Genomic DNA, 26,673 nt, shown 5'->3' on the forward strand with positions numbered 1-26,673 from the left:
GAGACCCCTGCCCTTACTTCTTCTTACCGGCGATCGGCTTGGCCTTGCCCTTGCGGGTGCGCGCATTGGTGTGCGTGCGCTGGCCGCGGACGGGAAGGCCCTTGCGGTGGCGGAGGCCACGATAGCAGGCCAGGTCCATCAGGCGCTTGATGTTCATCGCGGTTTCGCGACGAAGATCGCCCTCGACGGTGTAGTTGGCGTCGATCGTCTCACGGATCTGCAGCACTTCCTGGTCGGAAAGGTCCTGCACACGACGCTCCGGCGAGATGCCGAGGCGGTCGATGATTTCCTGGGCCTTGGCGGCCCCGATGCCGTGAATGTACTGAAGCGCGATCAGAACGCGCTTGTTGGTCGGGATGTTAACACCCGCAATACGTGCCATGAAGTTTTTCTCCCAGCTCCACGAGGCGCCGCATGGCTAGCCAAGCGCCCCATCTCATCGCGTTGCTTCCGAAATGCAGCGGCACGGCTGCGCGCGGAAGCGCGGCCGGTGGAACTACCCTCTCGGAAGATGCGCGACATATTCAGCCTGGGGCGCGCTGTCAAGCGGCGAACAGGGCAGGAGCCGGGCCTGATCGAATACACCATCGCGGCGGCGACGCCAAGCAGGGGGTTTGCGGGGGTGCGGGGGGGAGGACGGGGATCGGGCGAGGCACGGGAGTTCCGCGCCGTGGGCGGCCGGGCCGTGGTGGGGGTTGGGGTTTCCGCGCCTTTGGCGCGGCCCCTCCACCACCCGGCGTTGCCGGGCGGTCCCCCTCCCCTGCGTTGCAGGGGAGGATTGGGGGGTTGGTGGGGGGTGGGATTTCCGCGCCGTTGGCGCGGCCCCTCCCCCGCCCGGCGTTGCCGGGCGGTCCCCCTCCCCTGCGTTGCAGGGGAGGATTGGGGGGTTGGTGGGGGTTGGGATTTCCGCGCCTTTGGCGCGGCCCCTCCACCGCCCGGCTTTGCCGGGCGGTCCCCCTCCCCTGCGTTGCAGGGGAGGATTGGGGAGTGGTGGGGGTTGGGACTTCCGCGCCGTTGGCGCGGCCCCTCCACCGCCCAGCTTTGCCGGGCGGTCCCCCTCCCCTGCGTTGCAGGGGAGGATTGGGGAGAGGCGCGGGTCAGGCCTTGTGGTCGAGGATGCCGGCGATCGCCGCGGCGACCACGTTGATATCGGCCATGCCGTCGACGCGACGGACCAGGCCCTTTTCCTCGTAGAAGGGGAGAATCGGCGCGGTCTTGGCGCGATATTCGGCCATGCGCGTGCGCACCGTCTCGGCATTGTCGTCGGGGCGGCGCTTGAACTCGGTCGAGCCGCACACGTCGCAGACACCATCGACCGCCGGACGCTTGTAGCGATCGTGATAGCCCTCGCCGCACTTGGCGCAGGTGAAGCGCCCGGTGATGCGATCGACCAGCGCCTCTTCGTCGACGACCAGCTCGATCACATAATCGAGCTTGCGGCCGCGCGCGTCGAGCAGGCCTTCGAGCGCCTGCGCCTGCGCCGCGGTGCGCGGGTAGCCGTCGAAGATCGCGCCCTTTGCCGTATCGGGCTGATCGAGTCGTTCCCCGATGATGCCCGACACGATCTCGTCGGAAACGAGTTCACCCGCCTCCATCACCGCCTTGGCCTTGAGGCCGATCGGCGTCCCGGCCTTCACGGCGGCACGCAGCATGTCCCCCGTCGAAAGCTGGACCATGCCACGCTCGGCTTCCAGGCGGCTCGCCTGGGTCCCCTTGCCAGCCCCCGGAGGGCCCAAAAGTATGATGTTCACGGAACTCCCCTAACTGAGGTACGCGGTCAGCGCTTCCGGCCCTTCAGCTTCGCCTTCTTGATGAGGTCGCCATACTGATGCGCCAGGAGATGCGACTGAATCTGCGTCACCGTATCCATGGTTACGTTCACCACGATCAGAAGGCTAGTCCCGCCCATCAGGAAAGGCACCCCCATCGCGGCCACGAGATACTCCGGCACGAGGCAGAGCAGCGTCAGATATGCCGCGCCGATGACCGTCAGGCGAGTTAGCACATAGTCGAAATAGACTTCGGTGTTCTTGCCGGGGCGGATGCCCGGGATGAACCCGCCATAGCGCTTGAGATTCTCCGCGGTCTCCTCGGGATTGAACACCAGCGCGGTGTAGAAGAACGAGAAGAAGATGATGCCCGCGGCATAGAGCGCCATGTAGATCGGCGAACCATGGTGCAGATAGGTGTTGAGCGCGATCACCACGTCGCCCCAGCGGCTCTGCCCCTGGGTGAGGTTGCCCGCGAACTGGGTGATGGTGAGCGGCAGCAGCAGCAGCGACGACGCGAAGATCGGAGGGATCACGCCGGCGGTGTTGAGCTTGAGCGGCAGGTGGCTGCGCTCGGCCTGGACGCCGCGCGCGGTCTGGCGCTTGGGATACTGGATCAGGATGCGGCGCTGCGCGCGCTCCATGAAGCAGATGAACAGCACGAGGATCGCGACGCCGACGATGATGCCGATCAGGCGCAGCGGGTCGATCGAGCCCGAGCGGCCGCTTTCGAACAGCTGGACCATCGTGGTGGGCAGGCGCGCGACGATGCCCGCCATGATGATGAGCGAGATGCCGTTGCCGATGCCGCGGCTGGTGATCTGTTCACCCAGCCACATCAGGAACAGCGTGCCGCCGACCAGGCTGATGACCGCGCCGACGCGGAAGAGCAGGCCGGGTTCGATCACCGGCTGGAGCCCCTGCTGCGCGCCGAAGCTCTCGAGCCCGACGGCGATGAAATAGCCCTGGACCGCGGTGAGCGCGACGGTGCCGTAGCGCGTATACTGGTTGAGCCGCTTGCGGCCGCTTTCGCCTTCCTTCTTGATCGCCGCGAGCGTGGGCGAGAGCGAAGTGGCGAGCTGAACCACGATCGAGGCGGTGATGTAGGGCATCACGCCGAGCGCGACGATGCTCATGCGGTTGAGCGCGCCGCCGGTGAAGTTGTTAAAGAAATCGAGCACGCCGCCCGAGGTCTGCTGCGCCAGCAGGTTGAGCTGCGTGGGATCGACGCCCGGGAGCGGCACGTAGCTGAGCAGGCGGAAGACGATGAGCGCGCCGAGCGTGAACCAGAGGCGCTTCTTGAGTTCGGTTGCCTGGCTGAACTTGGCCAGGCTCAAGCTGGAGGCGAGTTGGTCGGCTGCGGATGCCATGTGCGTGTTCGTCCCGGAATGCGGCGGGGCGGAATGGGTCCCCCTGCCCCTCGCCGCTCATATAGGGCTTTGGCGCGGCTTGTCTAAGCCCCTGCGACCAAAACCCGGTCGCTGCGTTTGCCGAAGGCCCGTTGCGGGGATTGGAGGGACACCGTGCGCCGGGTGCGGCACGAACCTTGGGCAAACGCAGGACAGGCAGCAGGGGCGGAAACGGGATTGCCCCGTCGCCGCCCCTGCCAAGCGAATCAGCCCTGCTGCGCCTTCTTGGCGGCGAGCGTCTTGCCCTTCTTGGCGGCAGCCTTGTCCGCCGCGGCGACGACCTCGATCACCTTGACCGAACCGCCAGCCTTTTCGACCGCCTCGACCGCCGACTTCGACGCGCCGGCGACGGTGAAGCTGAGCTTCGCCGACAGCGTGCCCTTGCCGAGCAGACGGACGCCGTCCTTGCCGCCACGGGCGAGGCCGACGGCCTTGAGCGCCGCATGGTCGATCTCGGTGCCGGTGAGCTTGCCCGAATCGATCGCCTTCTGGATCGCGCCCAGGTTCACCTCGGCATAGTCCTTGGCGAAGATGTTGTTGAAGCCGCGCTTCGGCAGCCGCATGTGGAGCGGCATCTGGCCGCCCTCGAACCCGTTGATCGAGACGCCTTCGCGGCTCTTCTGACCCTTGACGCCGCGGCCGCCGGTCTTGCCCTTGCCGGAGCCGATACCACGGCCCACGCGCATACGGCTGTGACGGGCACCCTGGTTGTCGTTGAGTTCGTTGAGCTTCATAATCTGCACTCGCTTTCGCTTTTTTCGCGCGTTGTAAGGAAGCGCGGGCTCATAGCGGTGCGGGGCGCGAATGTCGACTCCTGTTTGCGGACGACGCCCGCCGCGCCGCCCCGGCCGAAACGAAAAAGGGCGGTGGTTGCCCACCGCCCCTTTCCATTTTCGCCTGGTTCAAGCGACCGAAGGCTCAGCCCTCGACCACTTCCACCATGTGCGCGATCTTGCGGATCATGCCGCGGACCTCGGGGGTATCCTCGAGCTCGCGGACCTTGTGCATCTTGTTGAGGCCAAGGCCGATCAGCGTGGCGCGCTGATCCTTGGTGCGGCGGATCGGCGAACCGGTCTGCTTGATCTTGATGGTAGCCATCGATCGTTACTCCGTGACGGCCGCAGCGTCCGCCTCGGCGGTCTGCGAACCACCGCGGCCGAGCAGGTCGGCGATCTTCTTGCCACGACGCTGCGCGACCGACTTCGGCGAAGTCTGCTCACCCAGCGCCTCGAAGGTGGCGCGGATCATGTTGTACGGGTTCGAGGTCCCGACCGACTTGGTCACGACGTCGGCGACGCCCAGGCTCTCGAACACCGCGCGCATCGGGCCGCCGGCGATGATGCCGGTACCCTGCGGGGCCGAGCGGACGTACACGCGACCGGCGCCGAAATGGCCCGTGCCGTCGTGGTGAAGCGTCCGGCCCTCGCGCAGCGGCACGCGGACCATCTTCTTCTTCGCCGAAGCGGTCGCCTTCGAGATGGCTTCCGGCACTTCGCGCGCCTTGCCATGACCGAAGCCGACGCGGCCCTTGCCGTCGCCCACGACGACCAGCGCCGCGAAACCGAAGCGCTTGCCGCCCTTTACCGTCTTCGACACGCGGTTGATGTGGACGAGCTTCTCGATGAGCTCCTCGCCACCTTCCTCGTTGTGGCGGCGGTCGTCGCGACGGCCGCGGCCGTCACGGCCCCGCCCCCCGCGATCACCACCACCACGGCCGCGACGGCCGCGATTGCCCTGCTCGTGGCCGGCAGCGTCGTGCGCCTCGACCGGCGCTTCGCTCGTGTTGATTTCGTCGGCCATTCTCAGAACTCCAATCCGCTTTCACGCGCGGCATCCGCCAGCGCCTTCACGCGACCATGGTAAAGGAAGCCGCCGCGATCGAAGACGACCTGCGTGATGCCGGCGGCCTTGGCGGCCTCCGCAACGCGCTTGCCGACTTCCTGCGCGGCCGCAATGGTCGCACCGGTCTGGCCACGCAGCGCCTTGTCCAGCGTCGAGGCGGCAGCGACCGTGTGGCCCGCCGCGTCGTCGATGATCTGCGCGTAGATGTGCTTGCCCGAACGATGGATCGACAGGCGGGGACGGCCACCCGCACGCGCACGAAGCGCGGTACGGTTGCGGCGACGACGCTTTTCGAAAAGCGAAAGACCCTTGGTGCTGATCACTTCTTCTTCCCTTCCTTGCGGAAGATGAATTCGCCATCGTACTTGATGCCCTTGCCCTTATAGGGCTCCGGCTTGCGCCAACGGCGGATTTCCGCGGCCACCTGGCCGACCTTCTGCTTGTCGATGCCCGAGATCTCGACCGTGGTCTGATCCGGCGTCTTGATCTCGATCCCTTCCGGGATTTCGAAGTTGACGTCGTGCGAATAGCCGAGCTGGAGCTTGAGCACCTTGCCCTGCGCCGCCGCACGATAGCCGACGCCGTTGATGAGCAGCTTCTTCGAGAAGCCCTCCGTCACGCCGGTGATCAGGTTGGCGACGAGCGTGCGCTGCATGCCCCAGAAGGCACGGGCGCGCTTGCTGTCGTTCGCCGGGGTCACCTTGATGGTGCCGTCGACGACCTCATAGCTGATGTCGTCGGCCATCGGCATGGTGAGGGTGCCCTTGGGCCCCTTCACCGAGATCTGGCCGCCCGCGATGTCGGCGGTGACGCCGGCGGGAACGGTGATCGGCTTCTTACCGGTGCGGCTCATCAGAACACCTCCGCCAGCACTTCGCCGCCGACATTCTGTTCGCGCGCTTCGGCGTCGGACAGAACGCCGCGAGGCGTCGAGACGATCGTGATGCCGAGGCCGTTGCGGACGCGCGGAAGCTCCTGCGAACCCGAATAGACGCGGCGGCCGGGCTTCGAGATGCGCGCCAGGTGCTTGATCGCCGGCTGGCCCTCGAAATACTTCAGCTCGATGCGGATGCCCGCAGCCGGGCCCATCTGCTCTTCGGAATAACCGCGGATATAGCCTTCGCGCTGAAGCACGTCGAGCACGCGGACACGCAGCTTCGACGCGGGCGTCAGGACGCTGTCCTTGCGCGCGCGCTGGCCGTTGCGGATGCGGGTGAGCATATCACCCAGGGGATCGGTCACTGCCATCTTGCGTGTCCTTTACCAGCTCGACTTCGTGACACCCGGGATCAGGCCCTTGTTGGCCAGATCGCGCAGCATGACACGTGCGAGACGGAACTTGCGGTAATAAGCGCGGGGACGACCCGTCAGCTCACACCGGTTGCGAATGCGGGTCGGGTTCCCGTTACGGGGAATCTCGGCCATCTTGAGGCGCGCGATAAGACGCTCGGTCTCATCGAGGCTCTCGTCGTTCGCAATCGCCTTCAGCTTCGCATACTTGCCGGCATACTTCTTCACCAGCTGCTTGCGACGCTCGTTCTTGTTGATCGAACTCAGTTTCGCCATGACTTAAGTTCTTCCTTCCTTACGCCGCCTGCTTCGCTTCGTCGTTCTTCGGGAACGGGAAGCCGAAGAGACGGAGGAGCTCGCGCGCCTCGTCGTCAGTCTTCGCAGTGGTGGTCACGATGATGTCCATGCCGCGCACCTTTTCGATGCGGTCATAGTTGATCTCGGGGAACACGAGCTGTTCCTTGAGGCCCATGGCGTAGTTGCCGCGGCCGTCGAACGACTTCGGATTGAGGCCGCGGAAGTCGCGGATGCGGGGCATCGCGATCGTCACCAGGCGATCCAGAAACTCGTACATGCGCTCGCGACGGAGCGTCACCTTGCAGCCGATCGGCATGCCTTCACGCAGCTTGAACTGCGCGATCGACTTCTTGGCGCGGGTGACGACCGGCTTCTGACCAGCGATCAGCTCCATTTCGCCCGCGGCCTGCTCGACCTTCTTCTTGTCCTGCGTGGCTTCGCCGACGCCCATGTTCAGCACGATCTTCTCGATGCGCGGAACTTCCATGACGTTCTTGTAGCCGAACTTCTCGGTCATCGCCTTGGCGATTTCCGCGTCGTACTTCGACTTCAGGCGGGGGATGTACTTATCAGCCATTGATGACCTCCCCGGTCTTGACGGCCACACGGACCTTCTTGCCGTCGCGCTCTTCGAAGCGAACGCGGGTGGGCTTGCCGTCCTTGGTCACGTGCGCGACCTTGGAGACATGCATCGGCGCTTCCGAACGCTCGAGACCACCCTGCGGGTTGGTCTGGGTCGGCTTCTTGTGCCGCACGGCGACATTGACGCCGGACACGACGACCTTGCCTTCCTTCGGCAGCGACTTGACGACCTCACCGGTCCGGCCCTTGTCCTTACCGGACAGGACGATGACCTGGTCGCCCTTCTTGATCTTGGCAGCAGCCATCACAGCACCTCAGGCGCGAGCGAAATGATCTTCATGAAGCCCTTCGAGCGGAGCTCGCGGACGACCGGGCCAAAGATACGGGTGCCGATCGGCTCCTCGTTCTTGTTGACCAGGACGGCGGCGTTGCCGTCGAAACGGATCACCGAGCCGTCGGTGCGGCGGATGTCCTTGGCGGTACGAACGATCACCGCGCGGTGAACGTCGCCCTTCTTCACGCGGCCGCGCGGCGCGGCTTCCTTGACGCTGACGACGATAACGTCACCAACGCCGGCAAAGCGGCGCTTCGAGCCGCCCAGCACCTTGATGCACTGCACCCGCTTCGCGCCGCTGTTGTCAGCGACGTCGAGATTGGACTGCATCTGGATCATCGATCCGGTTCCTTCTCGTTTGGCCTGCCGGGACGAGCCCGGTGGTTCCAGTTTCTAATACGTCACCCCGGCCTCATCGGCCGGGGCACCAAAGCGGCGGCCTATGACCGCAACTGCAGTTCTCGGCAAGAGCCGAGATGACGATTTTTTAGCCCTTGTTCGGCGTCGCGTGGGTGTTCACCCGCTCGATCACCTTCCAGGTCTTCAGCTTCGAGATCGGCGCGGTCTCCTCGATCCGCACGGTCTCGCCCGCCTTGTACTCGTTCGCCTCGTCATGGGCGTGGTACTTCTTCGAGCGGCGGATGATCTTGCCATAGAGCGGGTGCTTCACCTTGCGCTCCACCAGCACCACCACCGTCTTGTCGGTCTTGTCGGAGACGATCTGCCCCGTCAGCACGCGCTTCGGCATGGTTCGTTTCCTTACTTCGCAGCCGAGCGCGAGCGCTCGTTCTGCAGCGTCTTGATACGGGCGATGTCGCGACGGACTTCACGCACACGGCTCGGCTTCTCGAGCTGGCTCGTGGCGGCCTGGAAGCGGAGGTTGAACGCCTCGCGCTTCAGGTTGACCAGCGCCTCGTTGAGCTGGTCGTCGGTCTGGGCCCGAAGGTCGGTTGCCTTGGTCATCTTACTCAACCCTCCAGGTGCGACGTGTCGCCGAGACGCGCCACGACCTTGGTCTTGATCGGCAGCTTCATCGCCGCACGCTCGAACGCTTCGGCCGCGAGCGGGCCGGGAACGCCGTCGAGCTCGAACAGGATGCGGCCCGGCTTGACGCGGGCGACCCAGAACTCGGGCGAACCCTTACCCGAACCCATTCGGACTTCGGCGGGCTTCGACGACACGGGCACATCCGGGAAGATGCGGATCCAGAGACGGCCCTGACGCTTGATGTGGCGGGTGATCGCGCGGCGGGCCGCTTCGATCTGACGCGCGGTGATACGTTCCGGCGCCATCGCCTTCAGCCCGTACGAGCCGAAGTTGAGGCTGGTGCCGCCCTTGGCGTCGCCGTGGATGCGGCCCTTGTGCGCCTTGCGGAACTTGGTGCGCTTCGGTTGCAGCATGGTTCTGTCCTAGCTCCTTAGCGGCGATCTTCGCGCGCCGGGCGCACGCCGGAGGTCTGCGCCTCCACCATCAGGCGATCCTGCGCCATGGGATCGTGGCCCATGATCTCGCCCTTGAAGATCCAGACCTTGACGCCGCACACGCCATAGGCGGTGTGGGCTTCGGCCTCGGCATAGTCGATGTTCGCGCGCAGCGTGTGCAGCGGAACGCGGCCCTCGCGATACCATTCGGTACGCGCGATCTCGGCGCCGCCGAGACGGCCGCCGCAGGTGATCCGGATACCTTCGGCACCCAGACGCAGCGCCGACTGCACCGCACGCTTCATCGCGCGACGGAAGGCGATACGACGCTCGAGCTGGTCGGCGACGCCCTGGGCGACGAGCTTGGCGTCGATTTCCGGCTTGCGGATCTCGACGATGTTCAGGCTCACGTCCGACGACGTCATCGACGACAGCTTCTTGCGAAGCTTTTCGATGTCCGCGCCCTTCTTGCCGATGATGACACCGGGGCGGGCCGCAAAGATCGACACGCGGCACAGCTTGGCCGGACGCTCGATCACCACCTTCGAGATCGCCGCCTGGGGCAGCGTCTTGAGGATGAACTTGCGGATCTTGAGGTCCTCCATGAGGAGCCGGCCATAGTCGGCGCCCTCGGCGAACCAGCGGCTGTCCCAGGTACGGTTGACCTGGAGGCGAAGGCCGATCGGGTTGCTCTTCTGACCCATTATGCTTCTTCCTGCTCGCGGACGACGATGCGCAGCCGGCTGAACGGCTTGATGATGCGGGTCGACTTGCCGCGGCCGCGGGTCGCGAAACGCTTCATCGTGATCGACTTGCCGACCGACGCCTCGGCGACGACGAGCGCGTCGACGTCGAGATTGTGGTTGTTCTCGGCGTTGGCGATGGCCGACGCCAGCACCTTGCGCGCATCGACCGCCATCGCCTTCTTCGAGAAGGCGAGGATGTTCATCGCGTCCGCCGCGCTCTTGCCGCGGATCAGGCCGGCGACGAGGTTGAGCTTCTGGGCCGAACCACGGATCGTGGTGCCGACCGCGAGCGCTTCCTTTTCGCCGACGCGGCGCGGAGCTGCCTGCTTACCCATTAGCGCTTACCCTTCTTGTCGGCGGCGTGACCGGGGAAGAAGCGCGTGGGGGCGAATTCGCCCAGCTTCATGCCCACCATGTCCTCGTTGACCGAGACCGGAACGAACTTGCGGCCGTTATAGACGTTGAACGTCAGACCCACGAACTGCGGCAGGATCGTCGAACGACGCGACCAGGTCTTGATCGGACCAGCGCGAGTGCCCTGTTCCTGCGCGGCTTCCGCCTTCTTCAGGAGGTGGAGGTCCACAAACGGACCCTTCCAAACCGAACGAGCCATCTCGCTTAGCCCTTCTTCTTCGCGTGACGCGAACGGATAATCATCTTGTCCGTCGCCTTGTTGTGGCGGGTGCGCGCACCCTTGGTCGGCTTGCCCCACGGGGTGACCGGATGACGGCCGCCCGAGGTGCGGCCTTCACCACCGCCGTGCGGGTGGTCGACCGGGTTCTTCGCGACGCCACGGGTGAGCGGACGCTTGCCGAGCCAGCGGTTGCGACCGGCCTTCGCCAGGTTCTGGTTGGCGTTGTCCGGGTTCGACACCGCACCCACCGTCGCCATGCAGGCGGCGTGGATGTAACGCTGTTCGCCCGAGTTCAGGCGGACGATCACCATGCCGCGGTCGCGGCCGACGATCTGCGCATAGGTGCCCGCCGAACGCGCGATCTGACCGCCCTTGCCCGGCTTCATCTCCAGGTTGTGGACGATGGTGCCGACCGGCATCTGGCCCAGTTCCATCGCGTTGCCCGGCTTCACGTCGGCCTTCTTGGCCGCGATCACCTTGTCGCCCGCCGCGAGGCGCTGCGGGGCGAGGATATAGGCCTGCTCGCCGTCCGGATAGCTGACCAGCGCGATGAACGCGGTGCGGTTCGGATCGTATTCGAGACGCTCGACCGTGCCCTCGACGTCAAACTTGCGACGCTTGAAGTCGATGATGCGGTAACGCTGCTTGTGGCCGCCGCCGATGCCGCGCGAGGTCACGTGGCCCTTGTTGTTGCGGCCGCCGGTCTTGCGCTTGCCTTCGGTCAGCGCCTTGACCGGGCTGCCCTTGTGCAGCGCCGCACGGTCGACGAGGATCAGCCCGCGGCGGGCCGGCGACGTCGGATTATAGTGCTTGAGTGCCATTGCCTCAGATTCCCGTCGTCACGTCGATCTGGTCGCCTTCGGCGAGCGTCACGATCGCTTTCTTGATGTCGGACCGGCGATACGCCTCGCCCTTCCAGCGCTTGGTCTTGCCCTTCTGGACAATCGTGTTGACGCCGGTGACCTTGACGTTGAACAGCGCCTCGACGGCCGCCTTGATCTCCGGCTTGGTCGCATCGTTCGCGACCTTGAACACGACCGCGTTCGCTTCGGAGACGAGCGTCGACTTCTCGGTGATGTGCGGCGCCAGGATCACGTCATAGTGACGGATCGCAGCCGCGTTCTGCTTCTTAGCCATTGAAGCGCGCCTCCAGCTTCTCGACGGCAGCGCGGGTGAGGACCAGCGTGTCGTGCTTCAGGATGTCATAGACATTGGCACCGACCGCCGGGAGAACGTCCACATGCGGCAGGTTGCGAGCGGCGAGCGCGAAGCCGGCTTCCACCGCCTCGCCATCGATCACGAGCGCCGAGCGGCCGAAACCGAGCTTCTCGAACTGGCCCTTGAGCGACTTGGTCTTCACCGTGCAGGCGAGATCCTCGATCACGATCAGCGACCCGGCCTTGGCATGGCTCGACAGCGCCATCTTGAGACCGAGCTGACGCACCTTCTTGTTCAGCGAGACTTCGAAGACGCGGGCACGCGCACCGTGCGCCTTACCACCGCCGATGAACACCGGCGCGCGGCGATCGCCGTGACGAGCGGTACCACCACCCTTCTGACGCCCCCACTTCTTGCCCGTACGCGCAACGTCCGAACGCTCGCGGGTCGCACGCGCAGGCGCGCGGCGATTTTCGAGCTGCCAGGTCACGACGCGATGCAGGATGTCAGCGCGGGGCTCCAGGCCGAAAATCTCGTCCTTGAGCTCGATGTCGCCCTTCTCGGCGGCGTCGAGGGTTTGAACCTTGACCTTCACGTTCAGCCCTCCTGGCCTTCGGTCGCTTCAACCGCGGCGACGTCCTGAGCGGGCGTGTTGGCGGGAGCATCGTTGTTGTTCTGCGCGGTCTTGACCGCGGCCGGGTACGGCGCGTCCGCCGGACGGTTGACCTTGACCGCGTCCTTGACGATCAGCCAGCTGCCCTTGTGGCCGGGAACCGAGCCCTTGACGAAGATCAGGCCGCGCTCGGCATCGGTGCCGACCACTTCCAGATTCTGCTGCGTGCGGTTGCGGTCGCCCATGTGACCGGCCATCTTCTTGTTCTTGAAGACGCGGCCCGGATCCTGACGGTTACCCGTCGAACCGTGCGAGCGGTGCGAAACCGACACACCGTGCGTGGCGCGCAGACCGCCGAAGCCCCAACGCTTCATGGCACCCGCGAAACCCTTACCCTGGGTACGGCCCGAGACGTCGACCAGCTGGCCGGCGATGAAGTGGTCCGCCGAAATCTCGGCACCCACGTCGAGCAGCGCATCCTCGGCCACGCGGAACTCGCACAGCTGCGCCTTCGGCTCCACCTCGGCCTTGCCGAAGTGGCCGCGCTGCGGCTTGGCGACATTCTTGGCCTTGGCGCTGCCCGCGCCGATCTGCAGTGCGACATAACCGTCGCGGTCGGCGGTGCGCTGCGCAACCACCTGGACCCCCTCCAGCGCCAGAACGGTCACCGGAACGTGCCGGCCGTCGTCCTGAAACAGGCGGGTCATACCCATCTTCTTAGCGATCACGCCAGTGCGCATGACCAGTTGCTCCTATACAGAGGCCCCCGAAGGAACGATTTCCCCGGGGGCGTGCCTCAGCCCGAAATTGTGATGCGAGCCCCCGTCCGGGCTGAATTCCCGCCCGAGGGCGGAAACGACGGGGGACGCAGACCCGGGCAAAGCCCGGCGGTATCCCTTTTCGTGGTGAGTGCGCCCGCGGCGCGCTCGGTTCCTTGCGCTGGACCAGGGATCGGTCCGGTCGAGGAACAACGCGACTCACCGTGACGGGAGCCGCGAATCTCGTGGAAGGCGGCGCTTTAGGCCAGCTTGATCTCGACGTCAACGCCAGCGGCGAGGTCGAGCTTCATCAGCGCGTCGACCGTCTGCGGGGTCGGCTGAACGATGTCGAGCATGCGCTTGTAGGTACGGACCTCGAACTGCTCGCGCGACTTCTTGTCGATGTGCGGGCCGCGGTTGACCGTGAACTTCTCGATCTTGGTCGGAAGCGGGATCGGACCACGGATGAGGGCACCGGTGCGGCGGGCGGTATCGGCGATGTCGCCGGTCGCCTGATCAAGCACTCGATGATCGAACGCCTTGAGGCGAATACGGATATTCTGCGTTTCCATGGTCCTACCGATGCGAAAGAGCGGGGCTGCGCACCCTGCTGCCATCCTGGCGAAACGACCGGACCCTGCCCTGCCCCCGACGGGGCGCGATGGATCCGGCGAACCGGGACGGCGGCTGAACGGCCGCCTCTTGCTGTGTTGAACTCAAAACCGAAGGGGGCGCCCTACAGGCACTCCCATAAAAAGGCAACCGCCCGACACCCATTTTTGGGTGCCGGGCGGCTGTTTTTTTCCGAACGTGCCGGCCGGGGCCGGCGGCGTTCTTACTTGTCGATCGCGCTGACGACGCCGGCACCGACGGTGCGGCCGCCTTCGCGGATCGTGAAGCGCTGGCCGACGTCCATAGCGATCGGCGCGATCAGCTTGACACCGAGGGCGATGTTGTCGCCCGGCATCACCATCTCGGTGCCCTCGGGCAGCTCGACGGTGCCGGTCACGTCGGTCGTACGGAAGTAGAACTGCGGACGATAGTTCGCGAAGAACGGCGTGTGACGGCCGCCCTCGTCCTTCGACAGGACGTACACTTCCGACTTGAACTCGGTGTGCGGCTTGATCGAGCCCGGCTTCGCCAGAACCTGACCACGCTCGACCTCTTCACGGCCGACGCCGCGGAGCAGCGCACCGATGTTGTCGCCCGCCTGGCCCTGATCGAGCAGCTTGCGGAACATTTCGACGCCGGTGACGGTGGTCTTGCGGGTGTCGTGGATGCCGACGATCTCGACTTCCTCACCGACCTTGATGATGCCGGTTTCGACACGGCCGGTCACCACGGTGCCGCGACCCGAGATCGAGAACACGTCTTCGATCGGCATCATGAACGGCTTGTCGAGGGGACGATCCGGCTCGGGGATCGATTCGTCGCAAGCGGCCATGAGCGCCAGGATGGCTTCCTTGCCGAGCTTGTCGTCGGTGCCGTTGAGCGCGCAGGTCGCCGAACCGCGGATGATCGGAATGTTGTCACCGTCGAAGTCGCGCTTCGAGAGCTCTTCGCGGATTTCCATCTCGACCAGCTCGAGGATCTCGGGGTCGTCGACCAGGTCGCACTTGTTGAGGAACACGACCATGGTCGGCACGCCGACCTGACGGGCGAGCAGGATGTGCTCCTTGGTCTGCGGCATCGGACCGTCGGTCGCGGCCACCACCAGGATCGCGCCGTCCATCTGCGCCGCGCCGGTGATCATGTTCTTCACATAGTCGGCGTGACCCGGGCAGTCGACGTGCGCATAGTGGCGCTTCGCGGTCTCATACTCGACGTGCGCGGTCGAGATGGTGATGCCGCGCTCACGCTCTTCCGGCGCCTTGTCGATGTTTTCGAAGTCGACCTTCTCCGAGAGGCCTTCCTCAGCCAGCACCTTGGTGATCGCCGCGGTCAGCGACGTCTTGCCATGGTCGACGTGACCGATGGTGCCGATGTTGAGGTGCGGTTTGCTGCGATCGAACTTTGCCTTCGCCATTGTCTTCCTACCTTCTGATTCAGTTTCCCGTGCCGCCATGGGACTCGCGAGAACGCGGCCCCATAGCGGCTGTTTTCGGATTACGCCAGCTTTGCCTTCACTTCCTCGGCGACGTTGGCGGGCACCTCGTCATAGTGCGAGAACTGCATGGTGTACTGCGCACGGCCCTGGGTGAACGAGCGGAGCTGGTTCACATAGCCGAACATGTTCGCCAGCGGCACCAGCGCAGTCACCGCCTGAGCGTTGCCGCGGGTGTCGGTCCCCTGGATCTGGCCACGACGGCTGTTCATGTCGCCGATGACGTCGCCCAGATAATCTTCCGGGGTGACAACCTCGACCTTCATGATCGGCTCGAGCAGCTTGATGCCGGCCTTCTGGGCCACTTCACGCATCGCGCCGCGGGCGCAGATTTCGAACGCGAGTGCCGACGAGTCGACGTCGTGATACGCGCCGTCGATCAGGTGCACTTCGAAGTCGATGATCGGGAAGCCGATCAGCGAACCCGTCTCGGCGGTTTCGCGGAAGCCCTTCTCAACCGACGGGATGTATTCGCGCGGGATGTTGCCGCCCTTGATCTCGTCGAAGAACTGGAAGCCCGAGCCACGCTCGCCCGGCTTGACCTGAACCTTGACGCGACCGAACTGGCCCGAACCGCCCGACTGCTTCTTGTGGGTGTAATCGACCTCGACCGGCTTGGCGAGATATTCGCGATACGCCACCTGCGGCGCACCGACATTCGCCTCGACCTTGAACTCGCGCTTCATGCGGTCGACGAGAATCTCGAGGTGGAGTTCGCCCATCCCCTTGATGATCGTCTGGCCCGATTCGTGGTCGGTCGACACGCGGAACGAGGGATCCTCGGCGGCCAGGCGGTTGAGCGCGATGCCCATCTTTTCCTGGTCGGCCTTGGTCTTCGGTTCCACCGACAGCTCGATCACGGGCTCGGGGAATTCCATGCGCTCGAGGATGATCGGCGCGGTCGGCGCGCACAGCGTGTCGCCCGTCGTCGTTTCCTTGAGGCCCGCGATGGCGACGATGTCGCCCGCATAGGCGACGTCGATGTCCTCACGGTTGTTCGCATGCATGAGCAGCATGCGGCCGATCTTTTCCTTCTTGTCCTTCACCGAGTTCAGGACGGTGCCCTTCTCGAGCGTGCCCGAGTAGATGCGCGCGAAGGTGAGCGAACCGACGAACGGGTCGTTCATGATCTTGAACGCGAGCGCCGAGAACGGCGCCTTGTCGTCGGCCGGACGCTCGTCCTGCGTCTCGCCGTCGAGCTTGACGCCCTGGACCGCAGGAATGTCGAGCGGGCTCGGCAGATAGTCGATGACCGCGTCGAGCAGCGGCTGGACGCCCTTGTTCTTGAACGCCGAACCGCACAGCACGGGGACGAACGAGAAGTTGAGCGTGCCCTTGCGGATCAGCTTCTTGAGCTCTTCCGCGGTCGGCTCGGTGCCTTCGAAGAACTTCTCCATCGCGGCGTCGTCCTGCTCGACGGCGGCCTCGATGAGCGACAGGCGCGCGGCTTCCGCGGCTTCCTTGAGCTCTTCGGGGATGTCGCGATATTCGAACTTCGCGCCCAGCGACTCCTCGAGCCAGATGATCGCGCGGTTGTTCACCAGGTCGACCAGGCCCTTGAACTGGCTCTCGATGCCGATCGGGAGATAGAGGACCAGCGGACGCGCGCCCAGGCGGTCCTTGATCATCTCGACGCAGCGTTCGAAGTTCGCGCCGGTGCGGTCAAGCTTGTTGACGAAGCACATGCGCGGCACGTTGTACTTCTCAGCCTGGCGCCACACGGTTTCCGACTGCGGCTCGACGCCGGCGACGCCGTCGAAGCACGCGACCGCACCGTCGAGCACGCGCAGCGAACGCTCGACTTCGATGGTGAAGTCGACGTGGCCGGGGGTGTCGATGATGTTGATCCGGTGCTCTTCGCCCTCACCGTCATTGGCGCGCCAGAAGCAGGTGGTGGCAGCCGACGTGATCGTGATCCCGCGCTCCTGCTCCTGCTCCATCCAGTCCATCGTGGCCGTGCCTTCGTGGACTTCGCCGATCTTGTAGGACTTGCCGGTGTAATAAAGGATACGCTCGGTCGTCGTCGTCTTGCCGGCGTCGATGTGCGCCATGATGCCGATATTGCGGTAGCGCTCGAGCGGATGGCTGCGGGCCATGATCGTTGGTTCCTTAGCGATGCGGGGAGCCGGTTTCCCGGGCTCCCCACGATATAGTTAAGATTTTTACCAGCGGTAGTGGCTGAAGGCGCGGTTCGCCTCGGCCATACGATGGGTGTCTTCGCGCTTCTTCACCGCGTTGCCGCGGTTGTTGGCGGCATCCATCAGCTCGCCCGACAGGCGGGCAGCCATGGTGTGCTCCGAACGGTTGCGCGCGGCCGAGATCAGCCAGCGGATCGCCAGCGCCTGCGCACGCTCCGGACGAACTTCGACCGGAACCTGGTAGGTCGCACCGCCGACGCGGCGGCTGCGGACCTCGATGCCCGGCTTCACGTTGTTGAGCGCGTCATGGAACACGCCGATCGGCTCGCGCTTCGCGCGCTGCTCGATCGTGGTGAGCGCACCATAGACGATGGCTTCGGCGACGGACTTCTTACCGTCCAGCATCACCGAGTTCATGAACTTCGACAGAACCTGATCGCCATAAACGGGATCAGGCAGGATTTCCCGCTTTTCGGGACGACGACGACGCGCCATTGCACTTTCCTTTACTCTTCAGCTGGTCCGGAACCTGTCCGGGGCTTACTTTGGCTTCGCTGGACGGGGGCTGGAGCACGCGCCGGATCACCCGCAGGCGACACGGCGAAAACGCCCGCCCCCGGCGGGATCACTTCGGACGCTTGGCGCCGTACTTCGAGCGGCTCTGCTTGCGGTCCTTGACACCCTGGGTATCGAGCACACCGCGCAGGACGTGGTAGCGCACGCCGGGAAGGTCGCGCACACGGCCGCCGCGGATCAGGACCACCGAGTGCTCCTGAAGGTTGTGGCCCTCACCGGGGATGTAGCTGATGACTTCGCGGCTGTTGGTCAGACGGACCTTGGCCACCTTGCGAAGTGCCGAGTTCGGCTTCTTCGGAGTCGTCGTGTAGACACGGGTGCAGACGCCACGCTTCTGCGGGTTCTGCTCCATCGCAGGAACCTTGGACTTGACCTTCTGCAGTTCGCGGCCCTTGCGGACCAGCTGGTTGATCGTCGGCATGAAGCCCTTCACCTTTCAAACGGTTACTTTGCTGGAGCCCTGTACCAAGAGAACACGAAAAGGCCCCGGTGGCCTCAAGCCGCCCGGACCATTGCGTCTCCAGCAACGTTCAGCTCAATATATGCGCCACAAGGCTTTTCGGCCCATGAGGCCCCTCGCGGAACGCGCGGCCTATAGCGACGGCGCGGCAAGGGGTCAATGGGCTGGCGGCAGGGCCGGCCGGGGCACGCCCCTCCCTACGCCCTTTTGCATGGTGCCGCGGCGCGGCGGTTCATGCTAGGCGGCGGCCGCCCGGACGCGCCATGGCGGCGCGAGGGGCAAGGGAGCGGCGCCGGGGGGCGCCGGTGAAGTGGGGATGTTCAACAGCAATCGCGGCGGGCGCGATACCGCCGCCGTGGGCCAGAGCGCAAGCGGCGCGCGGGGAAGCGCCATGTTTTCGGTGCTGGGCAGCGACGTGTCGATCACCGGCAACATCCAGGCCGAATCGGAGCTTCACATCGACGGCCGTGTCGAGGGCGACGTGACGTGCGCCGCGCTGGCGCAGGGCGCGGGGAGCCGCATCAACGGCAGCGTCACCGCCGACACCGCGCGGATCGCCGGCACGATCGAAGGATCGGTGCGCGCCAAGACGCTGACCGTCGAGCGCACCGCGCGGATCGTCGGCGACGTCGAATATGAGGCGATCACGATCGAATCGGGTGGGCATGTCGACGGACGGCTGAAGCGCGTCGGCGCCGCGGGCGAGAGTGCGGGCGCCGACGGCGGCAACGCCTGACCGGCGGCGCGGGCTGAACCGGGTGCGGCTGAACGGCGGCGCGCGGCGTCAGGCGCGGTGGAGTTCCGCGACGAACGCGTCGAACGCGCCCGACAGCGCGACGGCGCCCTCGCGCAACTGCTCGGCCATCGTCCGCATCGCCGTGGCCCCGTCGGCGGTGGCGCGCGAGGCGCCGCCGATCGCCTCGACATCATGGCGGATCGCGGTTGCGGCCTGAAGCGTCTCGTCGACGTTTCGGGCGATGCGGCTGGTCGCCTCTTCCTGCTCGGCGACCGCACCGCGCACGCCGCCGGCGAGCCGGAGCATCGCGCCGATGACCGATTCGACCTCGGCATGCCCCAGCGCCACCGCGTCGATGCCGTGGCGGATGTCGGCGACGTGCGCCGCGATGCGCGCGGCGGCGGTGCCCGTCTGGGTCGAAAGCTGTTTCACCTCGTTCGCGACGACGGTGAACCCCCGCCCCGCCTCGCCCGCCCGCGCGGCCTCGATCGTCGCGTTGAGCGCGAGGAGGTTCACCTGGCGCGCGATCTCGCTGATGAGGCCGATCACCGAATCGATCGACTGGGCAGCCCGGAGCAGTTCGCGGGTCCGCGCGCTGCCCTGGGCAACCAGATCGGATGCACGCGCCGCGGCCGAACGCGCCGCCTCGCTTTCGCCGAGGATCGCGCGAAGCGAATCGGCGAGCGCCCGCCCCTGCACGGCGATGTCGGCCATGTTGTCGCGCGTCTGCGACGCGGCCGACGCGACCGCGACCGCGCGGTCGCCCAGGTCGGCAGCACGATCGGCGCCCCCCTGGGCGTCGGCCTGCAGCGCGGCGGCAAGCATGCCGAGCGCGCTCGACAGCGACGCCACCTCGGCCTCGAAGGCATCGCTGGCGCGCTCGATCCGGTCGGCGCGCGCCAGCCGCGCCTGGGCGGCCCGGCGCTCATGCTCGGCAGCCAGATGGACGAGGCGACGGTTGCCGATCACCGCATGAAGCCGGCCGCCGCGGGTGAGGATCATCCCCTCGCTCCCCGCCGCGGCGCGATAGGTGGCGATCAGCGCGGCGACATCGCCCGTCACCTCGGCCACCGGACAGGGACGGACATGGCGTTCGACTTCATGGCCGTAGCTGGGGTTGCGCAGCAGCGCATGACCGAACGGATTGAGCAGCAGCCGGCGCAGATCCTTTTCGAAGATCGCGCCGAGCGGACGGCGATCGGCGTCGACCACGGGCATCATCCGCAATTCGGTGTCGGCGTTGAACGCCTCGATCGCGCGGAACAGCGAATCGCCCGGGATCAGCGCGGGCGGATCGAGTTCGGCCGGATCGAGCCAGTCCGCCGGACAGGCGGCAGGCGGGGTCGGCGGGACCGGTTCGGCGGCGGCTAGCTGGGCAGGTCGCATGATGCAGTGCGATAGGCCCGGAGGGTAAACGGCACCCTTACCGTTGATGACAGTGATACGACAGCTGCGCGGCTGCGGGATGACGATCTTCGCCATTGCGGCACCGGCGGCGCCCGCCTAGAGACGGCGGCGTGACGGGTGTCCCCCCAAAGGGGATGAAAAGGGAACTCGGTGGAAATCCGAGGCTGCCCCCGCAACTGTGAACGGCGAGCCGCTGCGCATCACGGGCCACTGGAGCCAGTCTCCGGGAAGGCCGCGCAGAAGCGATGACCCGCGAGCCAGGAGACCTGCCCGGTCACAGTCGATTCCTTCGCGCGGGCGGGGTGCACCGGGCGAACGGGGAGAGAAATCCCCGCGCGAGCGACACCAAACCTAGGGTCGACGCGCGGGCAGCGATGCCCCGGCGGCGGCCCCGATTCAGGGTGTCTGAAGCCTGTGTCCATACGCAACTACCTGTTCCTTGCCACCGCCGCGATGCTGCCCCTGCCGGGACATGCCGCCGCGCTTCCCGCCGCCGCCCCCACCCCCGCCAATGCCGACGATGCGACCGAGCGCGCCGATTCGGACACGATCGTCGTCGTCGCGAGCGGCGTGTCGCAGCCGGTCGACGAGACCGCGCGATCGGTGACGGTGATCGACCGTGCCGAGATCGAGCAGCGCCAGACGGTGGCGCTCTCCGACCTGCTGGCGACGACCGCGGGCGTTTCGGTAACGCGCAACGGCGGCCCCGGCTCGGTGACGAGCCTGCGCATCCGCGGCGCCGAGAGCGACCAGACGCTGGTGCTGATCGACGGCGTGCGCGTGAACGATCCCTCGCAGCCGGGCGGCGGCTTCGATTTCGGCAACCTGCTCACCAGTTCGATCGAGCGTGTCGAGGTGCTGCGCGGTGCCAATGCCGTCGCATGGGGAAGCCAGGCGATCGGCGGCGTCGTCAACGTCGTCACCCAGCAGCCGGTCAACGGTCTCGCCGCGCGCGCATCGGCCGAATATGGCAGCGCCAACCAGGTGAGCACCACCGGCGCGGTCGCGGCGGGCAACGACCGCGTGCAGGGCGCGGTGACCGCCGGCTATTTCCGCACCGACGGCATTTCGCAGGCCGCCGTCGGCACCGAAAAGGACGGCTATCGCCAGTTCGGTGCGACCGGGCGGCTGACCGTGAAGATCATCGACGGGCTCGAGGCCGACCTGCGCGCCTATTACGCGCATTCGAAGGTCGAACTCGACGGCTTCCCGGCGCCGAGCTACAGCTTTGCCGACACGGCCGAATATTCGACGATCCAGGAAGTCTATGGCTATGCCGGGCTCAATGCCGTGACCGGCCCGGTCAAGCACCGGGTGTCGTTCACGATCGCCGACGTCAACCGCGACAATTACGACCCGGCGACGGGCAGCGCGCCGCTCTATTCCTATCGCGGCCGCAGCGAACGCTATGCCTATCAGGGCGACGCGACGCTGGGGATGCTGCGCTTGATCGCAGGGGCGGAGCACGAGACCAGCCGCTATTTCGACCAGAGCAAGCTGAGCAAGAGCCAGGACATCACCAGCTTTTACGGCGAGGCGATCCTGACCCCGGTCGAGGCGCTGACGCTGAGCGCGGGCGTGCGCAACGACGATCACAGCGGTTTCGGCAACCACTGGACGTGGAACGGCAACGCCGCGCTGCGCGTCGGCACGGGAACGGTGCTGCACGCAAGCTATGGCGACGGGTTCAAGGCGCCGACGCTGTACCAGCGGTTCAGCGACTATGGCCTGGCGACGCTGAAGCCCGAAACCGCCGAGAGCTTCGAGGCGGGCGTGCGCCAGACGCTGCCGGGCAACATCCGGGCCGGCGTGACCTGGTTCCAGCGCGACACCGAGAACCAGATCGACTTCGATCCGCGCACCTACAGATATTTCAACATCGCCAAGTCGCGCACGCGCGGCGTCGAGCTCGAACTGGAAGCCAATCCTGTCACCGCGCTGACGCTGCGTGCGAGCTATACGCACCTCAATGCGCAGAACCGTTCGAACGACGCCAATTTCGGCAAAGACCTGGCGCGGCGGCCCAACGACATCGGCAGCCTTTCGGCCGACTATCGCTTCGGCGAGGGGGGACCGAGCCTGGGCGCGACGCTGCTGATGGTCGGCGACAGCTTCGACAATGCCGCGAACAGCTACAAGCTCGACGGCTATACGCTCGTCGGCATCCGCGGCTCGGTGCCGCTGACACGCCAGGTCGAGCTGTTCGGCCGCGTCGATAACCTGTTCGACCGCGGCTATACCGTGGTTCGCGGGTACGGCACCCAGGGCCGCACCGCGTTCGGCGGCGTCCGGCTGCGGCTCAACTGATGCGTGCCGCCGCGCTCCTCTGCCTGATCGCAGCCGGATGCGCGGCGGCGCCGGCCCCGCGCGGCGGCGGAATCGTCTCGACGAACCCGTGCGCCGACGCGGTGCTGGTCGAACTGGTCGCGCCCGAGCGGATCGCCGCGATCAGCCATTATTCGCACGACCCGGCGGCGAGCTCGATCCCGCCCGCGGTCGCGGCACGGTTCCGCGCCAATCGCGGCACCGCCGAAGAAATCATCGCGATGCGCCCCGACCTGGTGATCGCGAGCCGTTTCACCCCGCCGGCGACGCGCGAGGCCTATGCCCGCGCCGGGCTGCGCACGCTGTATGTCGGCATGCCGGCCACGATCGCGGGGAGTATCGCCGATGTACGCGAGATCGCGGCCGCCACGGGCGCGCAGGCACGCGGCGAGGCGATCGTCGCGCGAATCGAGGCGGCCGAGGCGCGTGCCCGCGCCGCCGCGCGCGACGCCGGGCCGCCGGTGCCCGCGCTGTTGTGGATCGGCGGCAACCTGGTGAGCGGAGGGGGCACGTTGCTCGACGAGATGATGACGCAGGCCGGCTTTTCCGACCATGCCGCGCATTATGGGCTGATGCACACCGGCTATCTGTCGGCCGAGCGCGTCATCGCAGACCCGCCGCGCGTGATGATGGCGCCCGAGCCGCCCGGGCGGGCCGCCGGGTCGCGCGCGGCGGCGCTGCGCGAATGGGCGGTCGCACGATCGGGGGCGCCCGTCGTCCAGGCGCGCTTCGACCGCACGCTGGTCAATTGCGGCGGTCCGGTGATCGCGCGCGCGCTCGACCGGCTCGCGCAGATCCGGCGGGAGGTGCGGTGATGCGCCGGGCCGGACTGATCGCCGCGCTGGCGGGCGCGGTCGCGCTGCTGTTCGTCGCCTCACTCGCCGCCGGCAAGGTGTGGGTGCCCGCCGCCGCCTGGTTCAGCCATGATCCGCGGTGGTTCATCATCGCCGAACTGCGCCTGCCGCGCGCGCTGCTGGGGCTCGCTATCGGCGCCGGACTAGGGCTGAGCGGCGCGGTGCTGCAAGGTTATCTGCGCAACCCGCTGGCCGACCCGGCGGTACTGGGCGTTTCATCGAGCGCGGCGCTGGGCGCGGTCGCGGCGATCGTGCTGGCGGGCGTGACCACCCCCCTGCCCCTGTTCGTCGCGGCGATGCTGTGCGCGGGGGCGGCACTTGCGCTGCTGGCGCTGCTCGCCTGGCGCGCGGGGGGCGCGGTGGCGCTGATCCTGGCCGGAACGGTGCTCGCGAGCCTTTCGGGCGCGCTCACCGCATTCCTGATCTCGATCGCGCCCAACCCGTTCGCGACGGCCGAGGTGATCGACTGGATCATGGGAGCGCTGACCGACCGCAGCTTTGCCGAGGCGCAGCTCGCGCTGCCGTGCATCGCGGCGGGATCGATACTGTTGCTGGCGACGGGACGCGCACTCGACGCACTGTCGCTGGGCGAGGATGCGGCGCGTTCGATGGGCGTCAATCTCACGCAGCTGCAACTGCTCGTCGTCACCGGCACCGCATTGATCGTCGGCGCGAGCGTGGCGGTGACGGGCGTGGTCGGCTTTGTCGGCATGATCGTGCCGCACCTGATGCGACCGCTCGCCGGCGCACGACCGAGCGCATTGCTGGTGCCGAGCGCGCTGGGCGGCGCGGCGCTGGTGCTCGCGGCGGACAGCCTGGTGCGGCTGGCCCCCGGCGCGAGCGAGGTGCGGCTGGGCGTCGCGATGGCGCTGATCGGCACGCCCTTCTTCTTTGCCCTTTTGTTGAAAATGCGGCGGTCGGCATGGATCTGAGCGTTACCAAGCTGGAAGTCCGCCTGCGCGGCCGGACGGTGCTGCACGGCGTCGACGCGCTGTTTCGCCCCGGCCGGGTGACGGCGATCCTGGGCCCGAACGGGTCGGGCAAATCGACGCTGCTGCGCACGATGGCAGGCCTGCGCGACCCCGATGGCGGGCAGGTGCGCCTGGGCGGCAGGCTGGTCAGCCGGTTGAGCCCGCGCGAACGGGCGCAGCGGATCGGCTATCTGCCGCAGGACGCGGCGGTCCACTGGAACCTGGGGGTGCGCGAACTGGTCGCGCTGGGGCGGTTGCCGCACCGCGCGCCCTTCGTCGCGCCGGACGAGGCAGACAGCACGGCGATCGACACCGCACTCGCCGCGACGGCGACCGACAGCCTACAGACCCGCACTGTCGACCAGCTTTCGGGCGGCGAGCGCGCCCGCGTGTTGCTGGCGCGCGTGCTGGCGGGCGAACCGCACTGGCTGCTCGCCGACGAGCCGCTGGCGAGCCTGGACCCGGTGCACCAGCTGGCGGTGCTCGACCAGCTGCGTGCGCTGGCCGCGACGGGGACGGGCGTGGTGATCGTGCTCCATGACCTCATCCAGGCGGCGCGCGCGGCCGACGAGGTGCTGCTGTTGAAGGAAGGGCGCGTGATCGCCTTTGGCCCGCCGCAGACGGCATTGGCGCACGGCCCGCTGCGCGAGGCATTCGGCGTGGAGGTGATGGTGATCGGCGATGCCGAGGGCCGGCTGCTCCCCGTTCCGATCGGCCGCGTCGCCGCGGCGACGGACTGAGGCGCGACTCGCGCGCCTGTCCGAACGGGGGGCTGACACGCGCGTCGCGCTATGCCATGCGCAACAAAATTACAGAAGAACGAGTCGGGCCCGGACGGGAACCCGGCCAGGCAGGATGGAGAGGATCGTGCGCGGTCGCGATCGTGCCCGCACGCGACGTGCGGCGCGCGGCGTCCGCGTCACCGGTCTTTCGGCGTGCAGTCACCGCGCCGCGGCCTGTCGGCAGGATCGCCGCATCCCGGCTCGTGCTTCGCCAATGCCAATCCGGACAGCTTCGTGCCGGCCTTGCGGAGACCCCATGACCCACCCGTTCGACCTGACCGACGACCAGCGCGCGATCCAGGAGATGGCGCGCAAGTTCACCGCCGACGCGATCACCCCCTTTGCCGCCGAATGGGACGAGAAGCACATCTTCCCGCGCGACACGATCAAGGCTGCCGCGGAACTGGGCTTCGGCGCGATCTATGTCGCCGAGGAGAGCGGCGGGATCGGGCTGGGCCGACTGGAGGCCGCGCTGATCATGGAAGCGATGGCCTATGGCTGCCCGTCGACCAGCGCCTTCATCTCGATCCACAACATGGCGGCGTGGATGATCGACCGGTTCGGCAGCGACGCGCTGAAGGGCAAATATCTGCCCAGCCTCGTCACGATGGACATGATCGCCAGCTATTGCCTGACCGAGCCGGGTTCGGGTTCCGACGCGGCGGCGCTCAAGACGCGCGCGGTGCGCGACGGCGACGACTGGGTGGTGAGCGGCACCAAGCAGTTCATTTCGGGCGGCGGCGCGAACGACCTGTACCTGACGATGGTGCGCACCGGCGAGGACGGCCCGCGCGGCATTTCGTGCCTGGTCATCGAGAAGGACATGCCGGGCGTGAGCTTCGGCGCGCAGGAACGCAAGCTGGGCTGGCATTCGCAGCCGACCGCGCAGGTGATCCTCGACAATGTCCGCGTGCCGGCCGGGAACATGGTGGGCGCCGAGGGCGAGGGCTTTCGCATCGCGATGATGGGGCTCGACGGCGGACGGCTGAACATCGGCGCCTGCTCGCTGGGCGGCGCGCAGCGCTGCCTTGACGAGGCGATCGCCTATACGCGCGACCGGCACCAGTTCGGCAAGGCGATCGCCGAGTTCCAGAACACGCAGTTCATGCTCGCCGACATGGAGACCGAATTGCAGGCGGCGCGCGCGCTGCTCTACCTCGCCGCTGCCAAGGTGACCGCAGGCGCGCCCGACCGCACGCGCTTTGCCGCCATGGCCAAACGGCTTGCGACCGACACGGGCTCGGCGGTGGCCGACCGGGCGCTCCAGCTGCACGGCGGCTATGGCTATCTGATGGATTATCCGATCGAGCGGTTCTGGCGCGACCTGCGCGTCCATTCGATCCTGGAAGGCACCAACCAGGTGATGCGGATGATCGTCGGCCGCGACCTGTTGCGCGACTGATCCCCGGCGCGGGTACGGAGACGGCGGCACGTCTGCCCCGCCGCGCTTGTCCCGTGCCGGCGCGC

35 protein-coding genes and 1 riboswitch are annotated in these 26,673 nt (G+C 66.9%); of the genes, 6 read left to right on the forward strand and 29 right to left on the reverse strand.

Going from position 1 to position 26,673, the window contains the following annotated elements:
- Positions 1-13: 13 nt before the first annotated feature.
- From rpsM to rpsL, 28 genes are all read right to left on the reverse strand, one after another.
- Positions 14-382 (reverse strand): 30S ribosomal protein S13, encoded by a 369-nt coding sequence (gene rpsM / locus ACT3CF_RS13480; RefSeq protein WP_478423582.1) that lies wholly within the window; start codon positions 380-382, stop codon positions 14-16.
- Positions 383-1,097: 715 nt separating this feature from the next.
- Complete coding sequence (locus ACT3CF_RS13485; protein ID WP_478423583.1) at positions 1,098-1,751, reverse strand: adenylate kinase; 654 nt, start codon at positions 1,749-1,751, stop codon at positions 1,098-1,100.
- 26 nt (positions 1,752-1,777) lie between these two features.
- Complete coding sequence (gene secY, locus ACT3CF_RS13490; protein ID WP_478423585.1) at positions 1,778-3,139, reverse strand: preprotein translocase subunit SecY; 1,362 nt, start codon at positions 3,137-3,139, stop codon at positions 1,778-1,780.
- Positions 3,140-3,384: 245 nt separating this feature from the next.
- Positions 3,385-3,912, reverse strand: a complete 528-nt coding sequence (rplO, locus tag ACT3CF_RS13495) for a 50S ribosomal protein L15 (protein ID WP_478423586.1) — start codon at positions 3,910-3,912, stop codon at positions 3,385-3,387.
- A 184-nt stretch (positions 3,913-4,096) separates the two neighbouring features.
- Positions 4,097-4,276 carry a 50S ribosomal protein L30 gene (rpmD, locus tag ACT3CF_RS13500; protein ID WP_478423588.1) on the reverse strand — a complete coding sequence of 60 codons (180 nt, stop codon included), beginning with the start codon at positions 4,274-4,276 and terminating at the stop codon, positions 4,097-4,099.
- Positions 4,277-4,282: 6 nt separating this feature from the next.
- Complete coding sequence (gene rpsE, locus ACT3CF_RS13505; RefSeq protein ID WP_478423589.1) at positions 4,283-4,978, reverse strand: 30S ribosomal protein S5; 696 nt, start codon at positions 4,976-4,978, stop codon at positions 4,283-4,285.
- A 2-nt stretch (positions 4,979-4,980) separates the two neighbouring features.
- Positions 4,981-5,340, reverse strand: coding sequence for a 50S ribosomal protein L18 (rplR, locus tag ACT3CF_RS13510; RefSeq protein WP_478424119.1), 360 nt, complete (start codon positions 5,338-5,340; stop codon positions 4,981-4,983).
- Positions 5,340-5,873, reverse strand: coding sequence for a 50S ribosomal protein L6 (gene rplF, locus ACT3CF_RS13515; protein ID WP_478423591.1), 534 nt, complete (start codon positions 5,871-5,873; stop codon positions 5,340-5,342). The genes rplR and rplF overlap by 1 nt, the downstream gene beginning before the upstream one ends.
- A complete protein-coding gene (gene rpsH, locus ACT3CF_RS13520) occupies positions 5,873-6,268 on the reverse strand; it encodes a 30S ribosomal protein S8 (protein ID WP_478423593.1) in 396 nt (131 codons plus the stop codon). The genes rplF and rpsH overlap by 1 nt, the downstream gene beginning before the upstream one ends.
- Before the next feature lie 12 nt (positions 6,269-6,280).
- Positions 6,281-6,586 carry a 30S ribosomal protein S14 gene (gene rpsN, locus ACT3CF_RS13525; protein WP_010545733.1) on the reverse strand — a complete coding sequence of 102 codons (306 nt, stop codon included), beginning with the start codon at positions 6,584-6,586 and terminating at the stop codon, positions 6,281-6,283.
- A 19-nt stretch (positions 6,587-6,605) separates the two neighbouring features.
- Positions 6,606-7,184, reverse strand: coding sequence for a 50S ribosomal protein L5 (gene rplE, locus ACT3CF_RS13530; RefSeq protein WP_478423595.1), 579 nt, complete (start codon positions 7,182-7,184; stop codon positions 6,606-6,608).
- The gene (gene rplX, locus ACT3CF_RS13535; RefSeq protein WP_478423597.1) at positions 7,177-7,494 is read right to left on the reverse strand and encodes a 50S ribosomal protein L24; all 318 of its coding nucleotides are present in this window, start codon (positions 7,492-7,494) and stop codon (positions 7,177-7,179) included. The genes rplE and rplX overlap by 8 nt, the downstream gene beginning before the upstream one ends.
- Positions 7,494-7,862, reverse strand: coding sequence for a 50S ribosomal protein L14 (gene rplN / locus ACT3CF_RS13540; protein ID WP_478423599.1), 369 nt, complete (start codon positions 7,860-7,862; stop codon positions 7,494-7,496). Before rplN ends, rplX begins: the two co-directional genes overlap by 1 nt.
- Positions 7,863-8,010: 148 nt before the next feature.
- Positions 8,011-8,271 (reverse strand): 30S ribosomal protein S17, encoded by a 261-nt coding sequence (rpsQ, locus tag ACT3CF_RS13545; RefSeq protein ID WP_478423600.1) that lies wholly within the window; start codon positions 8,269-8,271, stop codon positions 8,011-8,013.
- Between the two features lie 11 nt (positions 8,272-8,282).
- Positions 8,283-8,486 (reverse strand): 50S ribosomal protein L29, encoded by a 204-nt coding sequence (rpmC, locus tag ACT3CF_RS13550; RefSeq protein ID WP_478423602.1) that lies wholly within the window; start codon positions 8,484-8,486, stop codon positions 8,283-8,285.
- A gap of 5 nt (positions 8,487-8,491) precedes the next feature.
- Positions 8,492-8,923: a 50S ribosomal protein L16 gene (gene rplP, locus ACT3CF_RS13555; RefSeq protein WP_478423604.1), complete on the reverse strand. Its 432-nt coding sequence runs from the start codon at positions 8,921-8,923 to the stop codon at positions 8,492-8,494.
- 17 nt (positions 8,924-8,940) lie between these two features.
- Positions 8,941-9,648, reverse strand: coding sequence for a 30S ribosomal protein S3 (rpsC, locus tag ACT3CF_RS13560; RefSeq protein WP_478423605.1), 708 nt, complete (start codon positions 9,646-9,648; stop codon positions 8,941-8,943).
- Complete coding sequence (rplV, locus tag ACT3CF_RS13565; protein WP_478423606.1) at positions 9,648-10,025, reverse strand: 50S ribosomal protein L22; 378 nt, start codon at positions 10,023-10,025, stop codon at positions 9,648-9,650. Before rplV ends, rpsC begins: the two co-directional genes overlap by 1 nt.
- On the reverse strand, positions 10,025-10,303 hold the full coding sequence (rpsS, locus tag ACT3CF_RS13570; protein WP_476227014.1) for a 30S ribosomal protein S19: 279 nt from the start codon (positions 10,301-10,303) through the stop codon (positions 10,025-10,027). The genes rplV and rpsS overlap by 1 nt, the downstream gene beginning before the upstream one ends.
- Before the next feature lie 5 nt (positions 10,304-10,308).
- Positions 10,309-11,145, reverse strand: coding sequence for a 50S ribosomal protein L2 (gene rplB, locus ACT3CF_RS13575; protein WP_478423608.1), 837 nt, complete (start codon positions 11,143-11,145; stop codon positions 10,309-10,311).
- A 4-nt stretch (positions 11,146-11,149) separates the two neighbouring features.
- The gene (locus ACT3CF_RS13580; RefSeq protein ID WP_478423610.1) at positions 11,150-11,461 is read right to left on the reverse strand and encodes a 50S ribosomal protein L23; all 312 of its coding nucleotides are present in this window, start codon (positions 11,459-11,461) and stop codon (positions 11,150-11,152) included.
- Positions 11,454-12,077 carry a 50S ribosomal protein L4 gene (gene rplD, locus ACT3CF_RS13585; protein ID WP_478423612.1) on the reverse strand — a complete coding sequence of 208 codons (624 nt, stop codon included), beginning with the start codon at positions 12,075-12,077 and terminating at the stop codon, positions 11,454-11,456. The genes ACT3CF_RS13580 and rplD overlap by 8 nt, the downstream gene beginning before the upstream one ends.
- A gap of 2 nt (positions 12,078-12,079) precedes the next feature.
- Positions 12,080-12,835, reverse strand: a complete 756-nt coding sequence (rplC, locus tag ACT3CF_RS13590; protein WP_478423614.1) for a 50S ribosomal protein L3 — start codon at positions 12,833-12,835, stop codon at positions 12,080-12,082.
- Between the two features lie 278 nt (positions 12,836-13,113).
- The gene (gene rpsJ / locus ACT3CF_RS13595; RefSeq protein ID WP_029936463.1) at positions 13,114-13,425 is read right to left on the reverse strand and encodes a 30S ribosomal protein S10; all 312 of its coding nucleotides are present in this window, start codon (positions 13,423-13,425) and stop codon (positions 13,114-13,116) included.
- A 263-nt stretch (positions 13,426-13,688) separates the two neighbouring features.
- A complete protein-coding gene (gene tuf / locus ACT3CF_RS13600; protein WP_478423616.1) occupies positions 13,689-14,879 on the reverse strand; it encodes an elongation factor Tu in 1,191 nt (396 codons plus the stop codon).
- A gap of 80 nt (positions 14,880-14,959) precedes the next feature.
- Positions 14,960-17,053, reverse strand: coding sequence for an elongation factor G (gene fusA, locus ACT3CF_RS13605; RefSeq protein ID WP_478423618.1), 2,094 nt, complete (start codon positions 17,051-17,053; stop codon positions 14,960-14,962).
- A 66-nt stretch (positions 17,054-17,119) separates the two neighbouring features.
- Entirely contained in the window at positions 17,120-17,590 is a 471-nt protein-coding gene (gene rpsG / locus ACT3CF_RS13610) for a 30S ribosomal protein S7 (protein ID WP_478423621.1), read from the reverse strand.
- Positions 17,591-17,720: 130 nt separating this feature from the next.
- Entirely contained in the window at positions 17,721-18,092 is a 372-nt protein-coding gene (gene rpsL / locus ACT3CF_RS13615; protein WP_478424121.1) for a 30S ribosomal protein S12, read from the reverse strand.
- 355 nt (positions 18,093-18,447) lie between these two features.
- Here rpsL and ACT3CF_RS13620 point away from each other — a divergent pair, with 355 nt between their 5' ends.
- The gene (locus ACT3CF_RS13620) at positions 18,448-18,867 is read left to right on the forward strand and encodes a bactofilin family protein (RefSeq protein ID WP_478423623.1); all 420 of its coding nucleotides are present in this window, start codon (positions 18,448-18,450) and stop codon (positions 18,865-18,867) included.
- Positions 18,868-18,915: 48 nt separating this feature from the next.
- On the opposite strand, the gene ACT3CF_RS13625 is transcribed toward ACT3CF_RS13620, so the two are convergent.
- Positions 18,916-20,253 (reverse strand): methyl-accepting chemotaxis protein, encoded by a 1,338-nt coding sequence (locus ACT3CF_RS13625; RefSeq protein ID WP_478423625.1) that lies wholly within the window; start codon positions 20,251-20,253, stop codon positions 18,916-18,918.
- 119 nt (positions 20,254-20,372) lie between these two features.
- A riboswitch (cobalamin riboswitch) is annotated at positions 20,373-20,564 on the forward strand.
- A gap of 124 nt (positions 20,565-20,688) precedes the next feature.
- Between ACT3CF_RS13625 and ACT3CF_RS13630 the strand changes: the two genes are divergently transcribed.
- From ACT3CF_RS13630 to ACT3CF_RS13650, 5 genes are all read left to right on the forward strand, one after another.
- Complete coding sequence (locus ACT3CF_RS13630; protein WP_478423627.1) at positions 20,689-22,581, forward strand: TonB-dependent receptor plug domain-containing protein; 1,893 nt, start codon at positions 20,689-20,691, stop codon at positions 22,579-22,581.
- Complete coding sequence (locus ACT3CF_RS13635; protein ID WP_478423629.1) at positions 22,581-23,414, forward strand: ABC transporter substrate-binding protein; 834 nt, start codon at positions 22,581-22,583, stop codon at positions 23,412-23,414. Before ACT3CF_RS13630 ends, ACT3CF_RS13635 begins: the two co-directional genes overlap by 1 nt.
- On the forward strand, positions 23,414-24,385 hold the full coding sequence (locus ACT3CF_RS13640; RefSeq protein ID WP_478423631.1) for a FecCD family ABC transporter permease: 972 nt from the start codon (positions 23,414-23,416) through the stop codon (positions 24,383-24,385). Before ACT3CF_RS13635 ends, ACT3CF_RS13640 begins: the two co-directional genes overlap by 1 nt.
- On the forward strand, positions 24,376-25,164 hold the full coding sequence (locus ACT3CF_RS13645; RefSeq protein ID WP_478423633.1) for an ABC transporter ATP-binding protein: 789 nt from the start codon (positions 24,376-24,378) through the stop codon (positions 25,162-25,164). The genes ACT3CF_RS13640 and ACT3CF_RS13645 overlap by 10 nt, the downstream gene beginning before the upstream one ends.
- Before the next feature lie 298 nt (positions 25,165-25,462).
- Positions 25,463-26,608, forward strand: coding sequence for an acyl-CoA dehydrogenase family protein (locus tag ACT3CF_RS13650; protein WP_478423635.1), 1,146 nt, complete (start codon positions 25,463-25,465; stop codon positions 26,606-26,608).
- The last annotated feature ends 65 nt before the right edge of the window (positions 26,609-26,673 follow it).

It is taken from the genome of Sphingomonas chlorellae, from assembly GCF_056485145.1.